The sequence below is a fragment of the Sorangium sp. So ce321 genome, from assembly GCF_051530195.1.
In the GTDB taxonomy this organism is placed as follows: Bacteria; Myxococcota_A; Polyangia; order Polyangiales; family Polyangiaceae; genus Sorangium.
Map to the genome: position 1 here is coordinate 13,442,424 of NZ_CP150329.1, position 24,240 is coordinate 13,466,663.

Sequence of the window (24,240 nt, forward strand, 5' to 3'; positions counted from 1 at the left end):
CGGCGCACCTACAGGGCGGGCGGGAGGGCCGGGGAGTGGCTACTCGCTCGGGAGGACCACGAGGTCGTCGCGGTGGACGACGACGTCCTCGCCGGCCTCGTCGCGCTTCTTCCGCGCGATGCGCGCGGCGTCGCCCGCGGACATCCGCGCGAGGCCGCGCGCGATCTCGGTGCCCTCCGGGTCGACGACGGCGACGGCGTCGCCCGGGAGGAAGGTGCCGCGCACGCCGAGGACGCCGACCGCGAGGATGCTCCGGTTCTTCGAGCCGATCGCCTCGGCGGCGCCCCGGTCGACGAGGATCGCGCCGCGCGGGCGCAGCGTGTACGCGATCCAGTGCTTGCGCGCGCTGAGGCGCTGCGGCACCGCGGCGAAGAGGGTGCCGACGTCCTCGCCCGCGACGATGCGCGTGATGATCCCGGGCTCGCGGGCGGCGGCGATGACCACGTGCGAGCCCGCGAGCGTGGCGCGCCGCGCGGCCTCCACCTTGCTGGCCATGCCGCCGGTGCCGACGCCGGAGGTCGACGCGCCGGCGAGGTGCCGCGCCTCGCGGGCGACGCTGCGCACGAACGGCACGCGGCGCCCGTCGCCGTCGAGCAGGCCCTCGACGTCCGAGAGGAGGATCAGCAGATCGGCCTCGCAGAGCGGGGTCACCATCGCCGCGAGCTGGTCGTTGTCGCCGAACTTGATCTCCTCGACCGCGACGGCGTCGTTCTCGTTGATGATCGGGATGGCGCCCGCCTCGAGCAGCGCGGCCAGGGCGTTCCGCGCGTTGTTGGTGCGGGTGCGGTCGGCGAGGTCGGCGTGCGTGAGGAGCACCTGCGCGACGAGCAGGCCGACCTTGCCGAACGCCTCCTCGTAGCGCTGCATCAGCACGCTCTGGCCGGCCGCGGCCGCGGCCTGGAGCCAGGCCATGTCCTTCGGCCGCGCCTTGAGCCCGAGCTTCGCCACCCCGAGGGCGATGGCGCCGCTCGACACGATGACGAGGCTCCGGCCGGAGCGGCCGCGGAGCGCGGCGACCTCGGCGGCGAGCCGGTCCCAGGCGTCGCCGGAGAGGCTCTTCGAGCCGATCTTGACGATGACGCGGCGGCAGCGCTTGAGCGCGGCGCGCGCGCCCTGCTGGTCGCCGCCGTCCGGCGCGGCGTCGGCCGCGTGGCGGCCGTCGACAGCGCCCGCGGTGGCGGTGCGATCCTCGGGGTCAGTCATGGGGGAGGCCGGCGGCGGCGATCTCGTCGAACGCCGCGTCGAGGCGGCGCTCGATGTACTCGGGGACGGCGGCGCCCGCGAGCAGGAAGGCGTCGATCCAGCGCGTGAACTCGTCGCGCAGGTCCTCCGTGCCGCTCGGCAGGACGGTGAGGTCCGGGCGGAGCGAGGGGGACAGCGAGCGCCGCACGGCGCGATCGACGGCGTCGCGGATCCAGCGCGCCTCTTCGGCGTGGATGCGCACGGCGCTGGTCCGGCGGACGCGCGTGATGTAGCGGTTCAGCAGGTGGCCGAGGGCGTAGACCTCGAGGCCGCGCGCGGCGGCGGCGAGGGCCAGGGCCGGGTTGAGCCGCCGCAGGAGCTCCTTCGTGACGAGCTGCGCGGCCTTGCGGATCGGGGTCTGCTCGGCGCCGGGCTGGGTGAGCAGGGCGCGCGCGTCGGTGGTGAGGCTGAGGCCGTGGCGGGCGACAGTGTCCTGCACGATGGCGCCGCGGATGCGCAGCAGCATCCGATCGGGGAGCACCGGGACCGGGAGCCACGACGCGCCCACCGCGAACGCGGTGAGCACGGCGAGGCGGCCTCCGGGGGGCGGGCCGCCCGGGGTGACCTGAGCGGCGGACGGCTTGTTCGCGGCGGGTTCGGATGACATCGCGCGCACGGTACTACGGCGCCCGGCGGGTGGCGAACAGTGGCGAGGCCCGGCGAGGCGCGGCGAGGCGCGGACGGCGCGGCGGAGGCCGCGCGCGGCGCTCAGAAGAGCGGGACGAGCTCGACGATCGCGGCGCGGCAGCGCGTCGCGGCGAGGACGACGTCGCGGGTGGTCGCGCCCTCGGGCAGCGCGGCGGAGAAGCGCGCCGGCCCTCCACGCAGCGCGATGCCCCGGGCGGCGAGCTCCTCGCGGAGGAGCTCCGCGTTGCTGCGGACGGTGAGCGCGTAGAGGCGGCCGCCCGCCGCGACCTCCGCGAACGTGCCCGAGAAGGCGAGCTCGCCGCCGGTGAGCACGAGCACGTCGGTGGCGCCGCGGGCGAGGACGCCCCGCGGGCCCTCGGCGTCGAGGCGCGCCGTCGTGAGCACCGCGCCGCGGCCCTCGGTCGCGCCCGCGAGCGCGGCGAGGACGAAGCCGGCGGCGCCGTCGTCGAGGCCGACGAGCGGATCCTCGACGATCAGCGCGGCCGGCGCGGTCGCGATCGCCTGGGCGAGGACGAGCGCGCGGCGCTCGGGCAGCGCGAGCGTCCGGAGGGCGCGCTTGCCGGCGGCCGCGAGGCCGACCCGGGCCAGGGCTGCGGGCGCCATCTCGGCCGCCGCGCGGGGCGAGGCGCCAGAGAGCCGCGCGCCCCAGGCGACGTAGGCGTCCACGGTCCACGCGAGCGGCAGCGGGGGGTCGAGCGGCGCCGCCCCGCTCGCCGCGCGGTGCGCGGAGCGCCCGACGTCGTGGCCCGCGACCGCGAGGCGCCCGGCGACGACGCGCGCCTCGCCCGGGGCCGCGGCGCCGGCGTCGTCCGCCGCGGCGCCGCCGGCGTCCGCCGCCGGCCCGCGGGCGGACGAGAGCGGGACGCCCGCGAGCGCCGCGAAGAGCGCGCCTGTGTCGCCGGCGCAGAGCACGCGCTCGCCGCGCGTCGTCACGGTGAGCGCGTCGATCGCGACGACGTCGTCCACGGCGATGCGCGCGGCGCGCGCGTCGAGCAGCGGCGGCCCCGCGGCGTCGGTCGCGCCCATGCGATCAGCGCTCCTCGAGCGCACGCGGCGCGGGGCCCAGGGGCTCGTCCTCGCGCGCCGTGGCGGGGACGCCGAACGAGATCTCCCCGGCGAACTCGCTGCGCGCGAGCGGCCGCTCCGCGCCGAACACGAGGAACGGCGTGAGGGCGCGCGCGGCGTCGAGCATCACGGGCGGGATGGTCGCCTTCGCGAGCTCGCCCTGGGCCTGGGCCGAGAGGCCGGCCAGGCTGAGGACGTAGCCGAGGAGCGACGTGTCCTCCTCGGGGAGCGACACGACGGGGGCGTCGTCGGGCAGCTGGCCCATCCGGCGCGCCTCGGCGAGCGCCTCCCGCAGCCCGCCGACGCGATCGACGAGCCGCCGCTCCAGGGCCTGGGCGCCGGTCCACACGCGCCCGCGCGCGAGGGCGTCGACCTCGTCGGGCCGCATGTGCCGGCCCTCGGCGACGCGGGCGATGAAGCGATCGTAGAGCTGCTTCACCTTGACGCCGAGCTGCTCGCGCTCGTCGTCGGTGAACGGCCTGTAGAGCGACTCGGCGTCGGCGCGGGGCGTCGTGCGGAACGTCTCGATGGCGACGCCGAGCTTCTGGAGCAGCCCCGTGACGTCGACCTTGCCGTAGAAGATGCCGATCGATCCGGTGACGGTGGAGCGGTTCGCGAAGATCGTGCCGCCGGCGACCGACGCGTAGTAGCCGCCGCTCGCCGCCTGCGAGCCCATCGAGACGATGAGCGGCTTCGTGCGCGCCGTGAGGATCGCCTCGCGCAGGATGACGTCGGCCGCGAGCGTCGAGCCGCCGCCGGTCTCGACCCGGAGCACGACGGCGCGGACGCTGCGGTCCTCGCGCGCGCGCCGCAGCGCGCCCGCGACCGTGTACGAGCCCGCGAGCTTGACGCCGAGGAGCGGGATCGACCGGCTCTCGCCGTCGATCATGTCGCCGTCGAGGTAGACGAGCGCGACCTTGGGCGAGTAGCCCCAGCGCTCCGGGGCCTCGTCGCCGGGGTCGTCGTCGACGACGCGGGAGGCGCGCCCCATCACCTCGTCGATGACGCGGCCGATCTCGTCGTCGTAGGCGAGCCTGTCGATGAGGCCGAACTGCCGCGCCTCCTGCGCGAGGAACGGGCCGCGCGCGAGCCGCCGCGCGAGCTCCGCCGCGGGGATGCGGCGCCCGGCGCTCACCTCGGCGAGGAAGGCGCCGTTGAACTGCTCGAGCAGGTCCTGGCGGTCGTCCTTGCCGACCTGGGTGCCGCTCTCGCGCGCGAACTGCTCGGCGGCGAGCTTGTGCGCGCCGATGCGGACGATGTCGGCCTGGACGCCGAGCTTCTTCAGGAGGCCGCCGAAGAAGAAGTAGCTCGACGAGATGCCGGCGAAGCGCAGCCCGCCCGCGGGGTTCATCGCGATCGTGTCGGCGTGCGAGCACACGTGGAGCGAGCGCCCGCCGGAGTCCTCGAGGTGGCAGATGACCTTCTTGCCGTGGCTCTTCAGGTTGCGGATCGCGTCGCTGACCTCCTCGGCGTGGGCGAGCGAGCTGGCCGGCTCGGCGCGCAGCACGAGCGCGACCCCGGAGACCTCCGGGTCCTCGGCGAGGCGCCAGAGCTGCTGCAGGAAGCGCGTGTGCCTGCGGACGCCCGGGGTCGAGTCGAGGCGGATGCGGACGACGCGGGCCGGCAGCCGCACGCCCTCCTCGGAGAAGCTGCGGAGCGCGGCGCCGAAGTAGAGGCCGGTGCCGTTCTTGGTGATGGCGTCGCCGAAGACGCCGCCGGCGGAGAGCTGCAGCTCGTCGACGTTGACGTCGAGGCCGGCCATGGCCGCGACGTGGGGGTCCCCGCCGGTCGTGAGGTCGCGCAGCGTCACGTCGCCCCGGAGCGTGCCGACGTAGGGCACGCGCAGGCCGAGCGTCGCGCGGGGCACCCAGGCGCCGCTCTCGCCGGGGTCGCTGTTCTCGACGTAGGCGGTCTCGAGCCCGATCTCGAGCGCGCGCCTGCCGCCGACGGGGCGGATCGCGACGCCGAGGTCGTAGCTGCGCTCGATGGCCTCGTTCAGGCGGTTCTCGGGGCGGTTCCAGTCGCGCGCGACGGCCGAGAGCGAGAGCCATGTCGAGGGCCGGAGGGTGATGCCGCTCGTGAGCGAGAAGTACCCGTCGAGCGCCGGCGCGTCGGAGCTGCCCCAGCCGAGCGTGGTCCCGAAAGCGAAGCCCGGCCCTGTGTCGAGCGCGAGCCCCCAGCGGACCCAGCGCGACGGGCTGTCGATCGGCGCCGCCGCGGGGGGGTCGAGGAAGTCGAAGCGCAGGCCTGTCGACACGAACCAGAGCGGCAGGCCGAGCGCGATCGAGTGGCCGCGCGCCGGCAGCGGCGAGGCCGAGCCCGTGGCGACCCAGGTCCACCGGAGCTCCGTGCCTGGCAGGAAGGAGAGGTTCGCGGGGTTCACCGCAATCGCCGAGGTGTCGTCGCTGCTGGCGACGGCCTTGCCCGGGTCGGGGATGGGCTGCGAGGGCCCGTCGGTCGGCGCGGCGTGCGCGGCGTGCGCGCTGGCGAGCGCGCACAGGCCGAGGAGCGCGGCGGCGGAGCGGGCGAGGGTGGTGCGGCGGGCGGTGCGGGCGGGGCGGAGTAGGTCGTTCATGCGCTGAGGAGCTCCCGGAGCGTATCCGCTTCGGCGTCGTACGTCCGCTGGACCTCGGCGAGGGCCATGCGCTCGACGAGGGGGCCGAGCAGGCGCAGCCGGATCTCGAGGTCGCCCTCGACGCGGCGGCGGGTGCGCCCCTGGGGCAGGCGCTCGAGGCGGTACGTGCCCGTGGAGCGGAAATAGCTGCGCCACTGCTCCTTGGGGCTCACCTGCCAGGTGGCGGCGTGATCGGAGAGCCGGTAGGTCGAGCGCTCCTCCCAGGACATGGCGTCCTTCGCGACCGGGTAGCTCGCGAAGATCGGCAGCGGCGCGCTGGCCTGGAAGCGCAGGACGCGGAGCAGCTCGCCGTCGCGGAGCGCGTGCTCGACGGTCACGACGCTCTCGAGCGAGGCGACCTTGGTGGCCAGCCGCGGTCCGAGCTCCGGCGAGAGCACGGCGAGCTCGACGGCGTCGACGGGCGCGTCGAGCTCGTGGCAGATGGTGAAGTGCACGGCGCCTTCTAGCACGTGGGGAGCGAGAGGATCGGCCGCGGGGGAGAGAGGATCGGGCGCGGGAGCGATAGGGGCGGGCGCGGGAGCGATAGGGGCGGGCGCGGGAGCGATAGGGACGAGCGCGGGAGGGGCTCTCAGATTGGCGCTGCCTGCTCCGGGGCGGCTTCCACCTTCGCCTTCTTGGCCTTCAGACGGGAGCGCCGGTTCAGGGTCGTCCGGTGGCGCGACACGAACCTGGCTGCGATCTTGGGCTGATCGCGAAAGGCGTAGCGGCCGCCCTCGCGGATCTCCTTGGCGAGCTCGTCGGCGGCCCAGAAGCAACGGTTGCGCAGCTCCAGCGCGTGGGCGGCGCTCGCGTCCGAGGCTTCGTTGGCGGCGGCTTCCTCGAGCGCATCGGCGAGCGCCCTGGCCCGCTCGAGATCCTTCGTCGTGATATCGGTCACGCCGAGCGCGCCCTCGTGATCGAACCAGAACTCGACGAGATCGCGCAGGTCCTGGATGGTGTCCGAAAGGCCTGAGCCGTCGGCGATGCGCGAGAGCTCCGCCTGGGCGGCGGCGTCGTCGCGGCAGCCCCACCGGCCGCCGGCCACGAGCTTCGCGTCGAGCGCCTCGGCCTCGTCGCGGAGCTTGCGCTGCGCGGACGTGAGCTGCACGGCGCCGCGCGCCCGCTGCCATGCCTTCTCGAGCGCGCCGAGGCGCCGCGCGAAGTGCGCGAGGAGCTCCACCTTGTCGGAGGTGACACCGATCTTCGACAGCCGCGCTTGCTGCGCGTGCGCGAGGCGCGCCATGGAGGTGAGCTCTCGCTCCGCGACGCTCGTGGGCATGTCGGGGCCGGCCGCGTAGGCAGGGTCCAGCGCGAGGAGCGCGTCGTCGCTGGTGGGATCGTGGATCGGAGAGGCCGGGCGCCTCGTCTTGCGCGAGGCCGGCGCCTTCGTGGCCGACCTGGGTTTCGCTGATGTGGACTCGGACGTCTTCTTCGGGGTGCGTTTCAGGGGCATGAGCTCCCTCCTGGTCGAGCGTGACCGTGTGATGGTTGCTATCGAGAGGGAGGAGTCAACGGTGTTCAACGCGGTTGTGCGTCTGAATGCTGCTGCGCCGATCGGCAGGCGCAACATGCGAGGGAATGCGACCGGCGAGGAGAGGAGAGGGCGACCTGTAATTGCTTGTTATCGAGCGGGTGTTGACACAGTGCGTTCTGCCGTGGATACCTGGCCGCGAATTCAACGGACCTTGCGTCGGGAGTATCTCGAATGCGACAGGCGGGCTGGTTCTATCGTCTCGCGGTGTTCTGTGCGGTGGTGCTGCTGCTCGGGCGGGGGCATGAGCGCCTCGCGCTGGCAGGGCCTCTCGACCTGCCACCCTCGCCCCTCGCGCCTCCGGGCGGCGGGGTGGCGCTCTCCACGATTCCCTTGCGGCTGCCGAGCGACGGCGCCTTCGGCCTGTCGCTGGGGCCTCGGGTCGACGCGCCGCTGGTCGAGGACGTGGGGGCGCCTCATGGAGAAATGGTGCTCCCCGACCAGGCGCGGGTGCTGGCGTTCGAGGGCGCCGTGCTGGAGATACCGCAGGGCGCGGTGGACGAGCCGGTCCGCATCACGATTCGCCCGCTGCCGCTGGCCGAGGTGCAGCCGATGGGGCGGGCGATGGTCAACGTCACGCCCGGAGGGAGGGCATACCGCTTCGGGCCGCACGGGCTCCGGTTCAAGAAGCCGGTGCGGCTGACGCTGCCTTATGACGAGCACGCCATTCCCCCGGGGATGACGGCGCAGCACGTGATGGGCTTCTATTTCGACGAGGTGCTCGGCACGTGGCAGCGCGTCGAGCGGGAAGGCGAGGCCGCGAAGGGCAAGCTGGCGAGCCTGACCGACCACTTCACCGATTTCATCAACGCGACGCTGGCGATGCCCGACGCGCCGGGCGCACGCTCGTTCGATCCGAGCAGCATCAAGGGGCTCGCGCTCGGCAGCCCGTTCGCCGGCGTGGCGCTGATCGCGCCGCCCGAGGCGAGCTCGAGCGGCTCGGCGCATCTGAGCCACCCGATCGAGGTCCCGCCGGGGCGCAATGGTATGCAACCGTCGCTCGCCATCGGCTACGACAGCGAGCGCCGCAACGGGTGGCTCGGCGAATGGGGGCGAGCACTGGAAGCGCTAAAGAAATTCAATGAGATCCCGAATAATCATCACGGGAGGATCTTGAGTACTGGTGACTACGTGGATAATGTGGGAAATTATCTCGGTAATTTACTCGAATACCTGTGAGTGTTAACATGAAGGATGATGAAGCGAGCCGCCACGAGGAGCGTGCTGACATCGCGCACGTGGAGCTCGGGCTGTCTGGGGACAGGGTTGTGCCAGCGGAGGTAACAGCGGTTATCGGCCTGCTTCCATCGCGCGCGTGGAGCAAGGGGGACTCTTACGAGTCCAAAGCGGGAGGGGTACGTAAACGTCCTTTTGGAATCTGGGTAATCACCGCAGAGGGCTCCGACGTCGAGCAGTGCGCCCTCGGGCTCCTCGCGGTAGCAGAGCCGCGGGCAGCAGCGATCCGGCAGGCGGCTGAAGCGGCGGGAGCGACGGTCTCTGTCGGTGTCTGGTGGGAGCCGGAGGGCGGTCAGGGTGGCTTCACGGTCGCGTCGGACGTGCTGCGGCGGATCTCGGAGCTTTGCGACAGAGTGGACGTTTACTTCCCCGGCTAACCACCTGGCTCCGCGTGCTCAACGGGAGACGCGGCTTGTCGATGACGTCGGCAACCTCACCGACGTGAATCACTACGGCGAGGAGGAAATCGCGGTTGATAACGTGCACCACCATATTGATTACGAGAAGGACGACGCTCCCTATTTCGTGAAGCCGAGGCTCGTGCGGACCACGGACTCGGAGGACCGCGTGCTGCGCGAGCGCTCGGCCACGCACTGGCCGGGGATAGGCGCGCTCGAGACGCTCACCAACGTGATCAGCGGAGGCAAGCGGCCGGACGGATCGCCGTACGCCGGCGACGAAGCGACCTGGCGCTTCGAGGCCGGGATGACGGTGAGCGGCGCGGTGGCGTTCGACGCGCTCGGCCGCGTGGTGGAGCAGGGACAGCCGGCGTTCAGCGCGGAGCCGGACACGACGTTCACGGCCGTGGAGATGCTGAGGGCCACGCGCTTCCAGCACGACGTGCTATCGCGGACGCGGCTCGTCGAGGTGCCGGACCCCAAGGCGACGAGGACGGGCGGGGTTGCGCAGACGTGGGTCGAGCGGGACCTGGTGCAGTTCGAGGGGCAGCTGCGGTTCCAGGAGACGGTGATCGCCGCGAACGGCAAGTCGCGTAACACCTACCGGGACGTGGGCGGACGGATCGCGGCGGTGGAGGAGTGGAACACGATCGCCGGTGTGGAGCAGCAGATCGTGACGCGGTACGAGCACAACCCGCTGGGCGAGCTGGTGCGGGTGACGGACGCGCGCAACAACGCGACGACGGCGACGTACGACACGGTGGGCCGGATGGTGGAGCTCGTGAGCCCGGACGCGGGCCGCACGGAGTGGCGGTACGACCTGGTCGGGAACCTGCGCGCGAAGCAGACGGCGGAGCTCGGGCTAGGCGGTCAGCTGATCCGGTACGAATACGACTACAGCCGGCTGAAGAAGATCGACTATCCGGTGACGCAGGACGTGGTCTACACGTACGGCGCCGCCGCGGAGGCCGGCGACGCGCAGGGCAACCTCGCGGGGCGGTTGAGCCAGGAGACGAGCGCGGCGGGGATGCGGAGCTACCGCTACGACCGCTTCGGCAACGTGGTCGAGCTGGCGGCGGAGTTCCCGCGGCTGCGTGAGCCGCACCGGGGGCCGTACCAGGCAACGCTGAAGTACTTGTTCGATTCGCTGGGTCGGATGCAAGAGATCCACTTCCCGGGCTCGGGTGAGGAGATCGTGCGCTACGGTTACGACCGCGGCGGGTCGGTGGTCTCTGTGGTGGGGGAGAACCAGCGGGTCAATCCGCAGCACCCGGACGAGCCGATGACGACGGAGTACCTGAGGCACATCGGGTACGACGAGTTCGGGCAGCGGGTGAGGGTGGTGGCCGGCAACGGGGTCGAGACGAAGTACCGGTATGACGAGTCGACGCGGCGGCTATCGGATGTGGACGCGGACCACCAGACGCCGCAGATGCGGTCGATGGGGAGGGCGCCGCGGGCGTTCCAGCGGCTGCATTACGAGTACGACCTCGTGGGCAACGTGCTGGGTCTCGACAACGCGGCGCCGTTCGACGAGTCGCTGGGCGGGGCGGTGATGGTGGGGACGACGCGGCAGCGGTTCGCGTACGACGACCTGAACCAGCTGACGGAGGCGTCGGGGATCTACCAGGAGCGGGGGAACGAGCAGCAGCGGTACGCGCTGGCCATCGAGTACGACGTGCTCGGGAACCTGAAGAAGAAGGGGCAGGAGGTCGCCCGGTACGTGCCGAAATGGGGCGCCCCGGGGGAGTGGCAGAAGCAGGACGTGATCCGGGAGCGGACGTATCGCAACGAGTACCGCTACACGGGGCCGAGGCCGCACGCGGCGAACGAGGTGGACGAGTTCGTGCCGTCGGAGACGGACCGGCGGCTGCGGGAGCTGTCCTACGATGCGAACGGCAACCACAAGCAGTGGAGGTACCGGAACAGCCCGCAGCGCACCTTGAGGTGGGACGAGGACAACCGGCTGGTGTCGGTGAGCGAGAACGGGCAGGAGCTGTCGCGGGCGCTGTACGACGGCGCCGGAGAGCGGCGCGTGCACCTGCACCGAGTCGCCGGGGAGGAGGAGACGGCGTACGTCGACCAGCACCTCGTGGTGCGCAACGGGGTGGTCGCGACGAAGCACCTCTTTGCGGGGGAGACGCGGATCGCGAGCAAGATCGACGCGGACTTCTTCCAGGAGCCGCCGGTGCTGTACTACCACCCCGACCAGCTCGGGAGCACGCAGTACGTCACCGACCAGGACCAGCAGCTGAGCCAGCACGTCGAGTACCTGCCGAGCGGGGAGCTGTGGGCCGACCAGACGGACTCGCGGTTCCAGAACCGGCAGCCGTACCTGTTCACCGGGAAGGAGCTCGACCTGTCGACGGGGCTCTACTATCACGGGGCGCGGAGCTATGAGCCGCGGCTCGGGGTGTGGCTGAGCCCGGATCCGATCCTGGACCAGTACACGCGGGGGGCGCCGAACGGCGGGGTGTACGACCCGATTCACCTGGGGTTGTACACGTACACGCGGAACAATCCGCTGAGGTTCGTCGACCCGACAGGTCTGGCCGAGGAATGCGTGGACGGCGGTTGTCTATCGTTCGTGGGGCCGCTGGACAGCTCAGAACAGAGCATCGATCCAGAAGATACGATGTGCGGCTCTGGGGTCTGCGTAGACGGAGGGCCCGTAGAGCGGGACGCTCTCCGACACGTTACGAACGACCCGCCGCTCGAAGAGTCGGTGGTCGATCCGATCGATTTGGTGGGCATTGGTGGCACAGCCTTCACGCTGGTCAAGGCTGGGGGCAAGGCGCTCGTCAAGCTAGTTGCCCGAAAGTCGACCACGAAAGCGGAAGCTTTGGTCGCAAGAGGGGGAGGCAAGACGGTGCAGGACTTTTTGCCTGAATCCGCGAAGCGACTGGAAGCGGCGAAGCTAAAGTATGGCGGCGACGGCGTCGTCAACATGGCCAAGAAGGCCGATATCAAACAGATCGATCGGATTGTTCGAGAGGTCGGGCTTTCCCCAGGCCAGCGAGAGATCTTCCATGAGGAGATGCGAGCGCTGAAGGGCAGCGATGGATTGGGATCCATCGACGATCTCCTGGATTTGGCCCGAGAGATCAAGGCATCGTTCCCCAAGAAATGGAGAAATCCAATGACTGTAATCGCAAATTCAATCCCGGGCGCAATCTCTGAAAGGCTCAACGCTGTGGTAGGGCAGCGTTGCTGGCACGTCGGTGCGGGAGGACTGGTCGGGTCGTCCTTTTCGCTGGCGCTTGGTGCTCGAGTTCCTCGTGAGCGGCCCCTGCGAAATGCAGCGGAGTGCGAAGATATAAGGTTGTTTCAAGGAGAGTTTCGATTTCTGGTTTGGTGTTCATGGAGGTTGGATGGCGACGTGTCACCTGTCTCAAGCAGTGACCGGGAAGCCGAGGATATCGCTCGATCTCTTGAGGCTCTGCGGAGCCAAACGCTCGTGGGGGCGACCTGTCACGCTCCGGCATGGGACCTTTGTTTGGTGTTCTCCGCTGGGCTCCGGTTGTCTGTATTCTGCGACCACCTCCCCGGAGATGCGAGCATCGAGCAGAACTGGGAACTTTGGTGCGGCAATGAAGCTTTATTGATCGGGCCAGGTTACTCGTGGCGAATACACATGGAGACGTGATAGCTGAGAGGTTGCTCCTTGCTGTCATGATGCGACGGAGGCGAGGTGCGACACGGTGGGCCGGATGGTGGAGCTCGTGAGCCCCGACGCGGGCCGCACAGAGTGGCGGTACGACCTGGTCGGGAACCTGCGAGCGAAGCAGACGGCGGAGCTCGCGCTGCGCGGTCAGCTGATCCGGTACGAGTACGACTACAGCGCTGAAGTGGAATCTGCCCGCCATTTCGATTCTGCCAAGGTCGACAGGTATGCGGAGGCGATGCGCAAGGGTACGTGGGACTGGTCGGCCGACAAGATCATCGTGGACAGGTCAGGGAGCATCATCTCCGGGCACCACCGCGTTCTTGCCGCCGAGCGTGCAGGGGTCAACATTCCAGAGAACGCCATCCATCGGCTGAATACGGTGACGCCGAGACCTGTTTACGACTGGGCCGACATCGTCGGCCATTGAAGAGGTGAGTGATGGGCTGCGAAGATTTCGTCGTGCGGCTCTCGTCTGGTTCCACTCGCCAGGCGGCCGTCCAGGCGCTCCTGGCCATCCGAGGAGCACGTCCCGATGCTGTGGTCCCGGCCCTGCCCGCTGAATCTCATTTCCGCCATGAAGATCCAGAGCATATTATAGAGATCGAGGTCGCGGAGAGAGAGCCTGGTGCGACGCTCTCGCTTCGCTTTGCTCTGTGTCACCCATCCAGCATCGATGATGTATTCATCGCGCTCGTTAATGATGTGGCCATCGCGCTCAGTGCCGATATCGTGATCGCAGAGGACGTCGAGTCCGATGAGCCAGGGCTCGGCTGGTCGTTCCCTCCCGCAGGAGTGGCGGATCTCAGGAAGGCTCTCGGGCAGTGCATTCCGAAGAAACGAAAGCTCTGGCGTGAAGAGTTCGGCTTTGCGCTGGCTCGTGCTTCGTGCAGGGATGCCATCGAAAGGTTTGTGATTGGTGCTTCTTCATCGACCTGAGTGACCGGGGAGCATCCGCACCGGGCAGCACCGGGGGCCGTACCAGGCGACGCTGAAGTATGCGTTCGATTCGCTGGGGCGGACACAGGAGATTCACTTCCCCGGGAGCGGCGAGGAGATCGTGTGCTACGGGTACGACCACGGCGGTAAGTGGTGTCGGTGGTCGGGGAGAACCAGCGGGTGAACCCGTGTTGACGCTCAGCAACGTGAGACAAGGGGCAATGAATATGGCCATCTGGCAATGCTCGTTTCTTCTGGTGCCCTCCACGGAGCTCGGCCGAGATGCCGGAGCCTTGCTTGAGAGGATCGAGCGCGGTGACCTCTGGGCGCACGCTCAGCCGGATGCAGCAATCGAACGGGCGGCGAGCGATGTCCTGGGAAGGAGCCCGAGCTGGTCGCCCGAGGTGGACATCTGGGGACACGACGATGCAACCTGCCTGACGATGGTTCGAGAGGGAGGGCGTGTCGTCGAGGTCCTCCTTCGTATCGACTTGCGGAGCGTGCAGCGAGCAGACCTGGTGCGATTGCTTGACGGGCTCCAGCAGGCTCGCGTTCTCCTGATCGATGAGGCGAGGCAGCTGCACGAACCGACGTTTCCGGCAGTCTTGCATGCGTTGAAGATGTCCAGGGCCTGGAGGTATGTGCAGGATCCGCGAGCGTTCATCGCGTCGCTGTCAGATCCAGAGGGTCGCGATTGATCTCGTATCGAACGTCCATGCCCTGGCTTGCGTCAGCATGCCACTCCAGCTCGTGCGGCACCCTCCGTCACTGCACGGCGGCTCGCGCCATCCTGCGGCGCCGCACACCTTCGCTCCCCAAAGCGGCCCTGCCCCGAGTCGCCGGCGCCGGCCGGCTCTCTCTGTGTGACGCCCGCTTGGCCGGCCAGCAGGAGCCGCGCTACGACCGCCGCAGGTCACACCGCATGCGAACCCCGCGCTCGCCCCGCGCCGCCGCCCGCGCCCGCGCGCTCCTGCTCGCGGCGGGCGCCGCGCTCGCGGCCCTGTCCGGCGCGTGCGGCGGCGGTCAGACGCAGGGCGAGGCCTTCGACCCGCGCTGGAAGGACGACGGCGGCGCCCGCATCGCGGCCTTCCAGCAGCGGTTCGCGGGCAGGCCCATCCCCCTCGGCGCGGACGTGGCGGTCGGGGTCGTCGCGGGCCCAGGGCCGCAACGGCTGGTCGGGGTGCCGCTCGACGGCGGCCCGACGTGGACCTTCACTCACCCGCTCGACGCGCGGCCGGCCGTCGCGGGGAGCGTCGTCGTCGGGCTCGGCCAGGGCGAGCTGTTCGCCCTCGACGCGCGCACCGGCAAGCCGCTCTGGCAGCGGAACGCCGGCGGCAGGCTCCGCGGCGCGGGCGACGACGGCGAGACCACCGTCGTGTCGCTCGTGTCGACCACGGGCACCATGAGCGTGGTGCTCGCGGTGAACCACGAGGGGCTCGTGCTGCGCCAGATCGAGGACTCCGCCGCCATCGGCGTGCCCGCCGTCGTGGGGCGCTACGCGTTCCTGCCGTGGGACGGGCGGTACGTCACGGTGTTCGACCTGCAGACGGGCGGCGAGGTGGCGCGGGCGGCGCTCCGCATCGAGGTGAGCCGCGCGTTCCTGCTCGGCGGAGCGGTCTTCTTCGGCGGCGACGCGGCGGCGACGCGCTTCGACGCCGCGATCGGGCTCGGCGCGGCAGGGCGCGCGTCCACGGCGCGGCTGCCGGCGCGCGAGCTGCCCGGGGCGCCCGTCTGGATGACCGCAGGGACCGAGGTGCTCGCGCCGGCCGCCTCGGCCGAGGACCGGGCGCGGATCTACGCCCGCCCCCGCGCCTCGGGGCGGCCCGGCTTCGAGGGGAATCGCTTCGTGGCGACGTACCACCGGATGGCGGTCGGCGTCGTCGCGCGCTCGGGCGAGCTCGCGTGGGCCCAGGGCGGCGAGGCCGACTTCGTCGGCGGCGCGGCCTACGCCGGCGGCTTCGCGCTGTGCGACGCGCGCGGCGAGCTCTCGTTCTTCGACGCGCAGGGCGGGGCCGTCGTGGGGCGCGCGTCGCTCGGCCTGCCGGTCCAGACGTGCGTGGTGCAGGCCGACAGGCTCACCGCCGCGGCGGTCGCTCGCAAGACGGCCACGGTCGCCGGCAGGGCGGCGGCGCGGGGTGAACAGGAAGGCAAGGCAGCAACCAGACGCCCGTGACGGGCACCACGTCGCCTTCAGGTGCTCCCGTCGAGCCCTCGCGACATCAGGGCCACGCGGCGCTCGTCATGGACCCACGAGCCTCGATTGGCGCCCTGAGCGCCGCGCCGCTCGACAAGCCCTCCGCGAGGCCGCTCCGGCCCGCCGCGCGGCCGCTCGACAGGCCTCCCGCGAAGCTGCCGTCAGCGGGGCTTGTCGCCCCGGTCCTCCGGGTCGACCGCGATGCGGAACCCAGGGTCGTCCGGGGTGGGCCCGGCAGGCCGCGTCGCGGGGGCCTCGGGCACCGAGGTGTCGTCGCGGTGCTCGTCGCGCGGGGGCGCGGGCGGAGGGCCCTTGCTCAGCTCGGCGCCGAGCCGGCCGACGACGTTCGACGCCGCCCGCACGAGCTCGCGCCCGGCGTCGTCGATCGCCTTGCCCACGCTCGTGCGGTCGAGGTCCTTGCGCAGGTCCACGGCCGTCTTGCGCGCCGCGCGCCAGAGCAGGCTCAGCCCCTGCTTGAGATCGTCCTTGGGGTCGTCGCGATCAGGGTCCGAGCTCATCGCTCCTCCTTGGGCTTCCCTCGCACAGGCTTATGTTCCCGCCGCGCCGGTGCCGCAAGCGCCGCGCACGGGCTCTTCAGGCAGCCGTCTTCGGCTTGCTCGCGGGATCAGCCTCCGACGGACGCCTCGGCTTGCTCCGGGGCTCGGCCTCGCCGGGCGCCCTCGCCGGCGCCGGCGACGAGGCCGCGACGCGCCTCCCGCCCGGCGGCGCGCTGTCCGGCCCCGAGGGCGCCGGCGCGCCGCCGCCCACCGGCGGCCGGCGCTGCGGGGCAGGTGACCCCGCCGCAGACCTCGACGGCGCGGGCGTCCCCGCGGGCGGCGCCGCCGCAGACCTCGCCGGCGCGGGCGCCCCCGCAGGCGGCACCGACGCGGACCTCGCTGGCGGGAGCACCGGCGCGGGCGGCGCCGACGCGGACCGCGCCGCGGGCGCCGCCCCGGGCCTCGCCGGCGCGCCCGCCTCGGCCGCGGGCTTCGCCGACGCGGGCGCCTCGGCCGCGGGCGGGTGCGCGCTGCCGGACCGCATCGACGGGGACCACGCCGTCGAGCGGTTCCGGCCCGACCGCTTCGAGACGTAGAGCGACTCGTCCGCGGCCTTGAAGAGCTCCTCCCACGTGCTGCCCGCCTCGGGGTACGTCGCGACGCCGATCGAGCACGTCACCTGGCACTGCACCGGACCGTTGCTGCCGGCCGCGTGGAACGTCGTCCGGCCGAGCTCCTCGCGCACGCGCTCGGCCAGCAGCATCGCGCCGCGCGCGTCCGTCTCCTCGCAGATCACGACGAACTCCTCGCCGCCGAAGCGCGCGACAGCGTCGGTCGTCCGCTTCGCGCGCCGCAGGACGTCGCCGAGCCCCTTGATGATCACGTCGCCCACGTCGTGGCCGTACGTGTCGTTCACCTTCTTGAAGTGGTCGATGTCCGTCACCAGCACCGACAGCCGCCGCGAGAACCGGCGCGCGGCCGTGATCTTCTGGTCGGCCACCTCGAGCATCGCGCGCTTGTTGAGCAGCCCGGTCAGCCCGTCCATCGTCGCGAGCTCCTCGAGGCGCCGCATCATGCGCGCGTTCGAGAGCGACACGGCCATGTGGCTGGCGAGGACCTCGAGCGTGCTGCGCACCGAGTCGTTGAAGGCCGCGCGCCGCCGCGAGCCGAGCACCAGCGTGCCGAGCGGGCGGTCGTGCACGACCAGCGGGAGCACGATGATCGACGGCATCGTCGGCGGGGCGACGCGGCGGGTGAAGACCACCTGCCGCTTCTCATCGTACTCGCCGCGGTAGGGGAGGGGGTGCCGGTTCTGCAGCACCATCGAGACGAGCCCCGCGTTGTGGCGGAAGCGCTGGCCCGTCAGCTCGGCGCCGCCGTCGCCGCTCACGGCGCGGATCTCGTGGACCTTCTGCGCCTCGTCGTACAGCGTGACCGCCGCGAAATCGACCGACGTGATCTCGCGGGCGCTCGTGACGCCCGCCTCGATGACGCCGGTCTCCGTGGTCGCGGCGCCGAGCGCCTCGGCGGCGCGGTAGAGCTTGCCCTGCTCGACCTTGGCGCGCTCGAGCTGGACGAAGACGCGCTCGTTCTGGATCGCGCGCACCGCGTAGCGGCACGCCTCGTCGATGAGCTCGAGCTCCCGCGGCGAGAACGGGCGGTCCTCGACGCGATCGACGACGAGCACGCCGCGGAGCTGGCCGTGCTCGAACACCGGCAGCGCGCAGACGGCGCGCACCGGGGAAGGGCCGACGTAGTAAGGGAGCTTGTAGCCGGGCTTGAGCCCGCCGATGACGACCGGCGCGCGCTGCGTGATCGCGGCGCCGAAGACGCCGTCGCCGGAGAGGAACGGGCCCTCGGAGAGGTTCGGGGCGTCGCTCGCGAGCTCGCTGATGCGCAGGTGCGTGCCGGTGTCGTTCTGCCAGAGGAGCATCGCGGTGTAGAGGTCGAGCGACTCGCGCAGCAGGCGCAGCGCGAAGAGCACCGACTGGTGGATCTCCTCGACGCCGGAGCGGGCGAGCCGCTCGTCGTCGCCCTTCTGGGCCCCGCCGCGCGCCTGGGCCGGGGCGGAGAGCAGGCGGTAGCTGCGCGCGTCGTCGCGGAGCCGGTCGATCTCGGCCTGGAGGTGGGTGCGCGAGGCCTTCCGGACGCGGCCGATCTCGGCGCGGAGGATGGCCGCGTTCAGCACCGAGAAGACGGCCATGAAGCCGATGTGCGGCGCGGCGGCGCGCGCGGCGTCCAGGGCGAGCGGCGCGCCCTGCGCGGCCACGGCCGAGCGCACGGCGATCTCGAGGGCGGCGGCGGCCAGCGCGACGAGGAGCGACGCGCCGGGGCGGGCGAAGGCGCTCACGAGGGCGATGACGACGTAGAGGGCGGCGTGGGCGTCGCCGTCGAGCGAGCCGTCGAGGCGGAGGACCACGGCGAACGTGGCGACGACGAGGAGGGCGCCGACCTCGAGGTCGAGCAGGGCGCTCGCCTCGATGGCGGCGGCGCGCCGGCGCGCCTGCTGGACGAGGAGCCCGACCAGCGCGACGAACACCGCGGCGGCGGCGAGCGGCGGGAGGCGCTCGGCCGCGTCGAGGACCACGAGCCCCCCGAGGGCCAGCGCGCAGGCGAGCGGCGCCGCATTGCGCGCGAGACGGCGGGCGGTGAGCACGGCGAGCACCAGGTTGGCCATGGGCTCGCATGCCGCTACCAGAGGTCGATCCGGAGGGCCCAGTTCTCTGCCGGGCGCGACCGGCCGGTGGGGAGACAGGCGAGAGAGGGGGCGGACGTGGGCCCTGGCGTGATCGCGAGCGCGCGCTCGATCAAGGCCCCGGGGCCGACCCCGACCACCAGGTGTGCGCCCGCCACGACGACGGGCGGCTCGAGCGGCTACTTGCCCTGCATGCTCTGCGGGAGCGGCTCGATCCCGGCCTGAACCACGGCCTGGCGGACGGCGAGGGCAGCGGCGTGCTGATACGCCATCGCGCGGGAGTCGACCTCATGGAACCGGGCCTCGAGCAGCGTGGCGCTCACGCCCGAGAGCGCGGCGCCGCCTGAGGCCGCGCGCGCGGCGCGGGCGAGCCCGGCGCATAGCGCGGGGAGGAACATTCGAAACGCCTCGTCGGGGAGCGCGTGCGGGTGAGCGAGCGGGACGGCCGCCGCGCGCAGCGCGATCGCGTCGCCGAGAGAGGGCTCAGGCTCGAAGAGGAAGCGGAGCCACGCGTACGCGCCGGGGCCGGAGAGGTGCCGGATGTACTTTCCGGTGACCTCGACGGCGCTCCGCAGGGTGACGCGCTCGAGCGGCGCGGGTGTGCTCCATTGCGGCGGCGCGTCCGCGGGCGAGCACGCCTGCACGAACGTGGAGAGGCGATCGAGGCACTCCACGTCGGGCACGAGGACGGTCCATTGGCTCTCCTCGTGCTCGAAGGACTCCACGCCGGGCACGAGGAGCTTCATCGCCTCGAGGCGCTCGGGCATCCCGTGATCGTGGTGCTTGGACGTGGCGGCCGCGCGCAGGCACACCCGGTAGCGAAGGCCCGGCGCGATCGTGAGCAGGATCCGCATGATATGAGCAGGATAACCCGCGGAGGCATCGCGCGTCCGCCGCGCTCCCTGGATCTGCGTGCCGGTGATCCTGCGGAGAAGGCTGCACGTGTAGCGGTGGGGGACGGGGGCTCCAATCAGCTCCCGGCCACGCACTCGAGGTGCTTCGCACAGAGATCGGTGCAGCCGATCACGCGCTGACCCATCGCGTAGAACGACGCGATCTCCTCGCCCGTGCGGAGATCGCGGAGCGCGCGGCGCGGCAGGCTCGGCTCGCCCGGCGGCGGCTCGGGCGCCTGTGGCTTGACGTGCCCGGGGCCGAGCCCGAGAGCCAGCGCACCGAAGGCCATGGGGAGCCGGCTGTTCGTACGTAAACCGCTGTCGGCCCTGAAAAAGGAGCTGAAGGGGGAGCACCGCCTCCGGCGCGCCCTCGGGCCGCTGCAGCTCACGAGCCTCGGGATAGGCGCCATCGTCGGGACAGGCATCTTCGTACTCACCGGTCAGGCCGCGCACGACAAGGCCGGTCCCGCGCTGATGCTGTCCTTCGTCGTCGCGGGGCTCGCCTGCGTGTTCGCGGCCCTCTGTTACGCGGAGTTCGCGGCGATGGTGCCAGTCGCGGGCTCGGCCTACACGTACGCCTACGCGACGCTCGGCGAGCTGCCGGCGTGGATCATCGGGTGGGATCTCGTCCTCGAGTACGCCGTCGGCGCCGCCGCCGTGGCGCACGGGTGGTCCCATTACTTCCAGGACTTCATCGGGATCTTCGGGGTGGAGCTGCCAAGAGAGCTCAGGAGCGCGCCGTTCGACTACAATCCAGCGCTCGGAGAGCTCGTGTCCACAGGCGCGATCCTCGACCTCCCAGCCCTCCTCGTGACGGCCGCGGTCACGGTGATCCTGCTCAAGGGGATCCGCGAGAGCGCGACCCTCAACGCCGTGATGGTCGCGCTCAAGCTCGCCGTCGTGCTCTTCGTCCTCGCCGTCGGCGCGTTCCACGTCAACCCGAGCAACTGGCGGCCATTCGCGCCGTTCGGGCTCGGGGGGCTCAGCTTCTTCGGTCACACGATCTCCGGCGAGACCGGCAAAGGGGGAGAGCCGCTCGGGATGCTCGCCGGCGCCGCGACCGTCTTCTTCGCCTACATCGGGTTCGATGCGATCTCGACCCACGCCGAGGAGGCGAAGCGCCCGCAGCGCGATCTGCCCATCGGCATCGTGGCCTCGCTCGTCATCTGCACGGTCCTCTACGTCGCCGTCGCGGCGGTCCTGACGGGCATGGTGCCCTACTCCGAGCTGAGCATCGACGCGCCGGTCTCCGACGCCTTCGCGCGCGTCGGCCTCCCGTGGGCGCAGTTCATCATCTCCCTCGGCGCGATCGCCGGGATCACCTCCGTGCTGCTCGTGCTCATGCTCAGCCAGCCGCGCGTGCTGCTCGCCATCGCCCGCGACGGGCTCCTGCCGAGGAGCTTCTTCGGGTCGGTGCACCCGGTCTTCCAGACGCCGTGGAAGTCCACCTTGCTCACCGGGTTCGTGGTCGCCACCCTCTCGGCGCTCCTCCCGCTGCGGATCCTGGCGGAGCTCGTCAACATCGGGACGCTCCTGGCGTTCCTGTTCGTCTGCGCCGCGGTCCTGATCATGCGCCGGAAGGCGCCTGACGCGCCGCGCCCGTTCCGGGTGCCGCTCTATCCGCTCACCCCGATCCTCGGGATCGCGATCTGCCTCCTCCTCATGTTCTCGCTGCCCACCGAGAACTGGCTGCGCCTCGCCGTCTGGCTCCTCCTCGGCATGGCGATCTACTTCGGCTACAGCCGCAAGCACAGCGCGATGACGGCGAGCCAGTAACGCCGCGACGCTCGTCGCGCTCCTCCCGGCCCGCCGGCGCGCGGCAGGCGGGCCAGGGGGCACTCCGCGTCCGAGAGCCCGCGTCCGAGAGCCCGCGGCCGGGTGCCGGAGCTCGGCGACGCGGCGCATGGATCGCGCGCCCTACCCCGGCGGCGCGGACCCCCGCGGCGGCTCGCCATCCGCCGGCGCCGGGGCGCCGGCCACGGCCACAGCCCGGGGCAGCTCGACCGAGAAGGTCGCGCCGCGCCCCGGCGCGCTCTCCACCCGCACCGCGCCCCCGTGCTGCTCCACGATGAGCCGCACGATCCAGAGGCCGAGGCCGAACCCGCCGTAGTGCATGACCGACGCCGCGCGCTGGAACCGCTCGAAGATGCGCGCCTGGTCGCCAGGCGCGATGCCGATGCCGCGGTCCTGCACCGCGAACCGGGCCCGCTCCGCGTCGGCCTCGACGCGCACGTCGATCGGCGCGCCGGCGCCGTACTTCACGGCGTTCGACAGGAGGTTCGTGATCACCTGCTCCATGCGGGCGCGATCCCAGCGCACGACGACCTCCGGGCTCCCGAGCAGGCGGATGGACGAGCCCTGGCGCGGCGGCTCCTGGAACCGCTCGATGCTCTCGCGGAGCAGCGCGACGAGGTCGAAGTCCTCGACGTGGAGCGGCAGGCCGCGCGCCGAGATCCGGGTGACGTCGAGCAGCTCGTTCACCAGGTCGCTCAGCCTGAAGACGCTCCGGTGGATGGTCGAGAGCTTGGCGTCGAGCCGCGCCAACGCCTGAGCGGCCTGGCCGAGCCGGATCGCCCGGCGCAGGCTCTCCACCTGGAGGACCAGCGCCGTGAGCGGCGTCTTGAGCTCGTGCGACGCGATGGAGAGGAACTCGTCGCGCACCTGGACCGCCTCCTGGAGGCGCCGGAGGAGCCGCTCGCGCTCCTGCTCGAGCCGGAGCCGCTCCGTCTCGTCGCGGGTGCTCATCACCGCGCCGGCGGGCCCGCCGTCCGCCCGGCGCATCGGGGACGCGCTCGCGGAGAGCACGCGCGCCGAGCCGTCCGGCCGCCGGACCTGCCAGCGGGCGCTCTCCACCTTGTCTCCGCGCAGCGCGCGGTGGAGCGGCGTCTCCGCGGCCGGCATCGGGACGCCGTCCGGCGTGCAGAAGGCCGTCGTGAGGGCCCACTCGTCGATGGTGCGCTCCGTGGCCGACCCGAGCTGCCGCTCGGCCTCGGGGTTCATCAGCCGGACGACGCCGCGCTCGTCCACCATGACGATCCCGTCGCCGCTCTGCTCGACGACGCGCCGGAGCACGGCGTGCTCGGCGGCGCGCCGCTCCTCGCTCCGCTGGAGCGCGTCCTCGGCGCGCTTGCGCTCGATGCCCTGCGCGACCATGTCGGCGATCGTCCCCAGCGCGTCGAGCGCCCGCCCGTGCAGGGGGATCCGCGCGAACATCGCCATGACGCCGATGAGCCGATCCTCGACGAGCAGCGGGTATCCGGCGAACGACACCATGCCCTCGCGCCGCGCCCACTCCTTCTCGCTCACCTGCGGGTCGTTCGGGACGTCGTTCGTCAGGTGCGCCCGGCGCTCCTCCGCGATGCGGCCGATCTTGTAGCTGCCCACGGGGACGCGGCTGTGGGCGCCGTCGAGGTGCGTGTACATGCCCGCGCTGGCGCAGAGCTCCAGCACCTGCGCGCGCTCGTCGAGCAGCCAGATGCGCGCGAACGCCGCGTCGAGGTGCGCCCGGATCGCCTCGGCGCAGCGCTGCACGAGCTCCCGCATCGTGCCGGGGTGGGACAGCGCCGCGCTCACCTCGGCCCGGAGCGCGCTCGTGAGCGCCTGCATCGCGAGCAGCTGCTCGTCCCGCTTCCGCTCCGCGATGTCGATGAACGTGACGATGGCGCCGACGACCTCCCCCTGCCTGAGGACGGGGCGGGACCAGTACTCGACGGGGAGGCTCGTCCCGTCCGCGCGGAAGAGCGGCTCTCCCTCGATGTGCGCGGCCTCCCCGCTCCGGCACGTGCGGCAGATCCGGCACTCCGACTCGGGCAGCGGGGCGCCGTTCGCGCGCGTGTGGTGGACGAGCTGGTGCATGGTGCGCCCGACGAGCTCCGCCTCGTCGCCGTACCCGAGCTGCCGCACGCAGGCCCGGTTGGCGAACGTGCACCGCCCCGCGCGATCGAGGCCGTAGATCCCTTGCTCGGTCGACTCGAGCAGCGCCTGCACGCGCTCCTCGCTCTCGCGGAGCGCCTCCTCGGCGACCTTCGCCCGCGTGACGTCCGTGGAGAGGCCGCGGACGACGGGCGCCCTGCCGGCCCGGTCCCGGCGGCGGACGAGCTCGCTGCTCAGCCACACAGCGCGCCCGTCGGCGGCGAGGAAGCGGTGCTCGATGCGCTCCTTCGTCCCCTCCGCGAGGACCTTGCGCGCCAGCGCGAGCAGCCGCGGCCGGTCCTCCGGGTGCTGCTGTCGCCAGAAGAGCCCCTCGTCGCACGCCCAGCGCTCGGCGGCGTGCCCGAACAGCTCCCTCGCCGCCGTGCGCACCGCCGACAGCTCGATCGCGTCGCCCCGCACCTCCCAGACCAGCGCCTCCGGCGCGCCGAGGAGCGCCGACGCGGGCCCGTCACCGGCCGGCGCGCCCAGCTCGTCCTCGCAGAGCGCAGGGCTCTGCAGGGAGGAGTCCAGTTGCTCCCGATGCGCGTCGCTGGCTCGACCCTGTAGCTCGCCCGCCGGACAACTCACGAATCAGGCTAGCATGTTGGCCGCGGCGCGCCGTGGGCCCGCCGCCCCGGAGCGCGCGCCCGCGCAGGCCTCCTGCAGCGCACGAAAGGCCGCGATCTCCTGCGGTCGAGGCGGCTCGACAGCC

General features: G+C 71.9%; 19 protein-coding genes. 8 read left to right on the forward strand and 11 right to left on the reverse strand.

Annotation, left to right across the window (positions count from 1 at the left end):
* Positions 1-39: 39 nt before the first annotated feature.
* From proB to WME89_RS49930, 6 genes are all read right to left on the reverse strand, one after another.
* Complete coding sequence (gene proB / locus WME89_RS49905) at positions 40-1,203, reverse strand: glutamate 5-kinase (protein WP_438006548.1); 1,164 nt, start codon at positions 1,201-1,203, stop codon at positions 40-42.
* Positions 1,196-1,849: a hypothetical protein gene (locus WME89_RS49910; RefSeq protein ID WP_437622019.1), complete on the reverse strand. Its 654-nt coding sequence runs from the start codon at positions 1,847-1,849 to the stop codon at positions 1,196-1,198. The genes proB and WME89_RS49910 overlap by 8 nt, the downstream gene beginning before the upstream one ends.
* 101 nt (positions 1,850-1,950) lie before the next feature.
* Positions 1,951-2,916 carry an ABC transporter ATP-binding protein gene (locus tag WME89_RS49915; RefSeq protein WP_438006549.1) on the reverse strand — a complete coding sequence of 322 codons (966 nt, stop codon included), beginning with the start codon at positions 2,914-2,916 and terminating at the stop codon, positions 1,951-1,953.
* A 4-nt stretch (positions 2,917-2,920) separates the two neighbouring features.
* Complete coding sequence (sppA, locus tag WME89_RS49920; RefSeq protein ID WP_438006550.1) at positions 2,921-5,530, reverse strand: signal peptide peptidase SppA; 2,610 nt, start codon at positions 5,528-5,530, stop codon at positions 2,921-2,923.
* The gene (locus tag WME89_RS49925; protein ID WP_438006551.1) at positions 5,527-6,024 is read right to left on the reverse strand and encodes a DUF2505 domain-containing protein; all 498 of its coding nucleotides are present in this window, start codon (positions 6,022-6,024) and stop codon (positions 5,527-5,529) included. Before WME89_RS49925 ends, sppA begins: the two co-directional genes overlap by 4 nt.
* 134 nt (positions 6,025-6,158) lie before the next feature.
* Entirely contained in the window at positions 6,159-7,022 is an 864-nt protein-coding gene (locus WME89_RS49930; protein ID WP_438006552.1) for a hypothetical protein, read from the reverse strand.
* Positions 7,023-7,274: 252 nt separating this feature from the next.
* Here WME89_RS49930 and WME89_RS49935 point away from each other — a divergent pair, with 252 nt between their 5' ends.
* The 7 genes from WME89_RS49935 (at position 7,275) to WME89_RS49965 (ending at position 15,510) form a co-directional block, all read left to right on the forward strand.
* Entirely contained in the window at positions 7,275-8,279 is a 1,005-nt protein-coding gene (locus WME89_RS49935) for a hypothetical protein (RefSeq protein WP_438006553.1), read from the forward strand.
* Positions 8,280-8,287: 8 nt separating this feature from the next.
* Positions 8,288-8,713 carry a DUF4279 domain-containing protein gene (locus tag WME89_RS49940; RefSeq protein WP_438006554.1) on the forward strand — a complete coding sequence of 142 codons (426 nt, stop codon included), beginning with the start codon at positions 8,288-8,290 and terminating at the stop codon, positions 8,711-8,713.
* A 64-nt stretch (positions 8,714-8,777) separates the two neighbouring features.
* A complete protein-coding gene (locus tag WME89_RS49945; protein ID WP_438006555.1) occupies positions 8,778-12,380 on the forward strand; it encodes an RHS repeat domain-containing protein in 3,603 nt (1,200 codons plus the stop codon).
* A gap of 64 nt (positions 12,381-12,444) precedes the next feature.
* Positions 12,445-12,828 (forward strand): hypothetical protein, encoded by a 384-nt coding sequence (locus WME89_RS49950; protein ID WP_438006556.1) that lies wholly within the window; start codon positions 12,445-12,447, stop codon positions 12,826-12,828.
* A gap of 11 nt (positions 12,829-12,839) precedes the next feature.
* Complete coding sequence (locus WME89_RS49955; protein WP_438006557.1) at positions 12,840-13,337, forward strand: hypothetical protein; 498 nt, start codon at positions 12,840-12,842, stop codon at positions 13,335-13,337.
* A 227-nt stretch (positions 13,338-13,564) separates the two neighbouring features.
* Positions 13,565-14,035, forward strand: coding sequence for a hypothetical protein (locus WME89_RS49960; protein WP_438006558.1), 471 nt, complete (start codon positions 13,565-13,567; stop codon positions 14,033-14,035).
* Between the two features lie 224 nt (positions 14,036-14,259).
* Entirely contained in the window at positions 14,260-15,510 is a 1,251-nt protein-coding gene (locus tag WME89_RS49965) for an outer membrane protein assembly factor BamB family protein (protein WP_438006559.1), read from the forward strand.
* Positions 15,511-15,692: 182 nt separating this feature from the next.
* Here the strand turns inward: WME89_RS49965 and WME89_RS49970 are convergent, their stop codons facing one another.
* The 4 genes from WME89_RS49970 to WME89_RS49985 all read right to left on the reverse strand — a co-directional run bounded on the left by WME89_RS49970 (position 15,693) and on the right by WME89_RS49985 (position 19,906).
* Positions 15,693-16,049 carry a hypothetical protein gene (locus WME89_RS49970; protein ID WP_438006560.1) on the reverse strand — a complete coding sequence of 119 codons (357 nt, stop codon included), beginning with the start codon at positions 16,047-16,049 and terminating at the stop codon, positions 15,693-15,695.
* A 76-nt stretch (positions 16,050-16,125) separates the two neighbouring features.
* Positions 16,126-18,705 carry a sensor domain-containing diguanylate cyclase gene (locus tag WME89_RS49975; protein ID WP_438006561.1) on the reverse strand — a complete coding sequence of 860 codons (2,580 nt, stop codon included), beginning with the start codon at positions 18,703-18,705 and terminating at the stop codon, positions 16,126-16,128.
* Positions 18,706-18,902: 197 nt separating this feature from the next.
* Positions 18,903-19,577 carry a hypothetical protein gene (locus tag WME89_RS49980; protein WP_438006562.1) on the reverse strand — a complete coding sequence of 225 codons (675 nt, stop codon included), beginning with the start codon at positions 19,575-19,577 and terminating at the stop codon, positions 18,903-18,905.
* Positions 19,578-19,693: 116 nt separating this feature from the next.
* Positions 19,694-19,906 (reverse strand): hypothetical protein, encoded by a 213-nt coding sequence (locus WME89_RS49985; RefSeq protein ID WP_438006563.1) that lies wholly within the window; start codon positions 19,904-19,906, stop codon positions 19,694-19,696.
* Here WME89_RS49985 and WME89_RS49990 point away from each other — a divergent pair.
* A complete protein-coding gene (locus WME89_RS49990; RefSeq protein WP_438006564.1) occupies positions 19,905-21,392 on the forward strand; it encodes an amino acid permease in 1,488 nt (495 codons plus the stop codon). The genes WME89_RS49985 and WME89_RS49990 overlap by 2 nt on opposite strands.
* Before the next feature lie 141 nt (positions 21,393-21,533).
* Here WME89_RS49990 and WME89_RS49995 read toward each other — a convergent pair whose 3' ends face one another.
* Positions 21,534-24,116, reverse strand: a complete 2,583-nt coding sequence (locus WME89_RS49995) for a PAS domain S-box protein (RefSeq protein ID WP_438006565.1) — start codon at positions 24,114-24,116, stop codon at positions 21,534-21,536.
* Positions 24,117-24,240 lie beyond the last annotated feature (124 nt).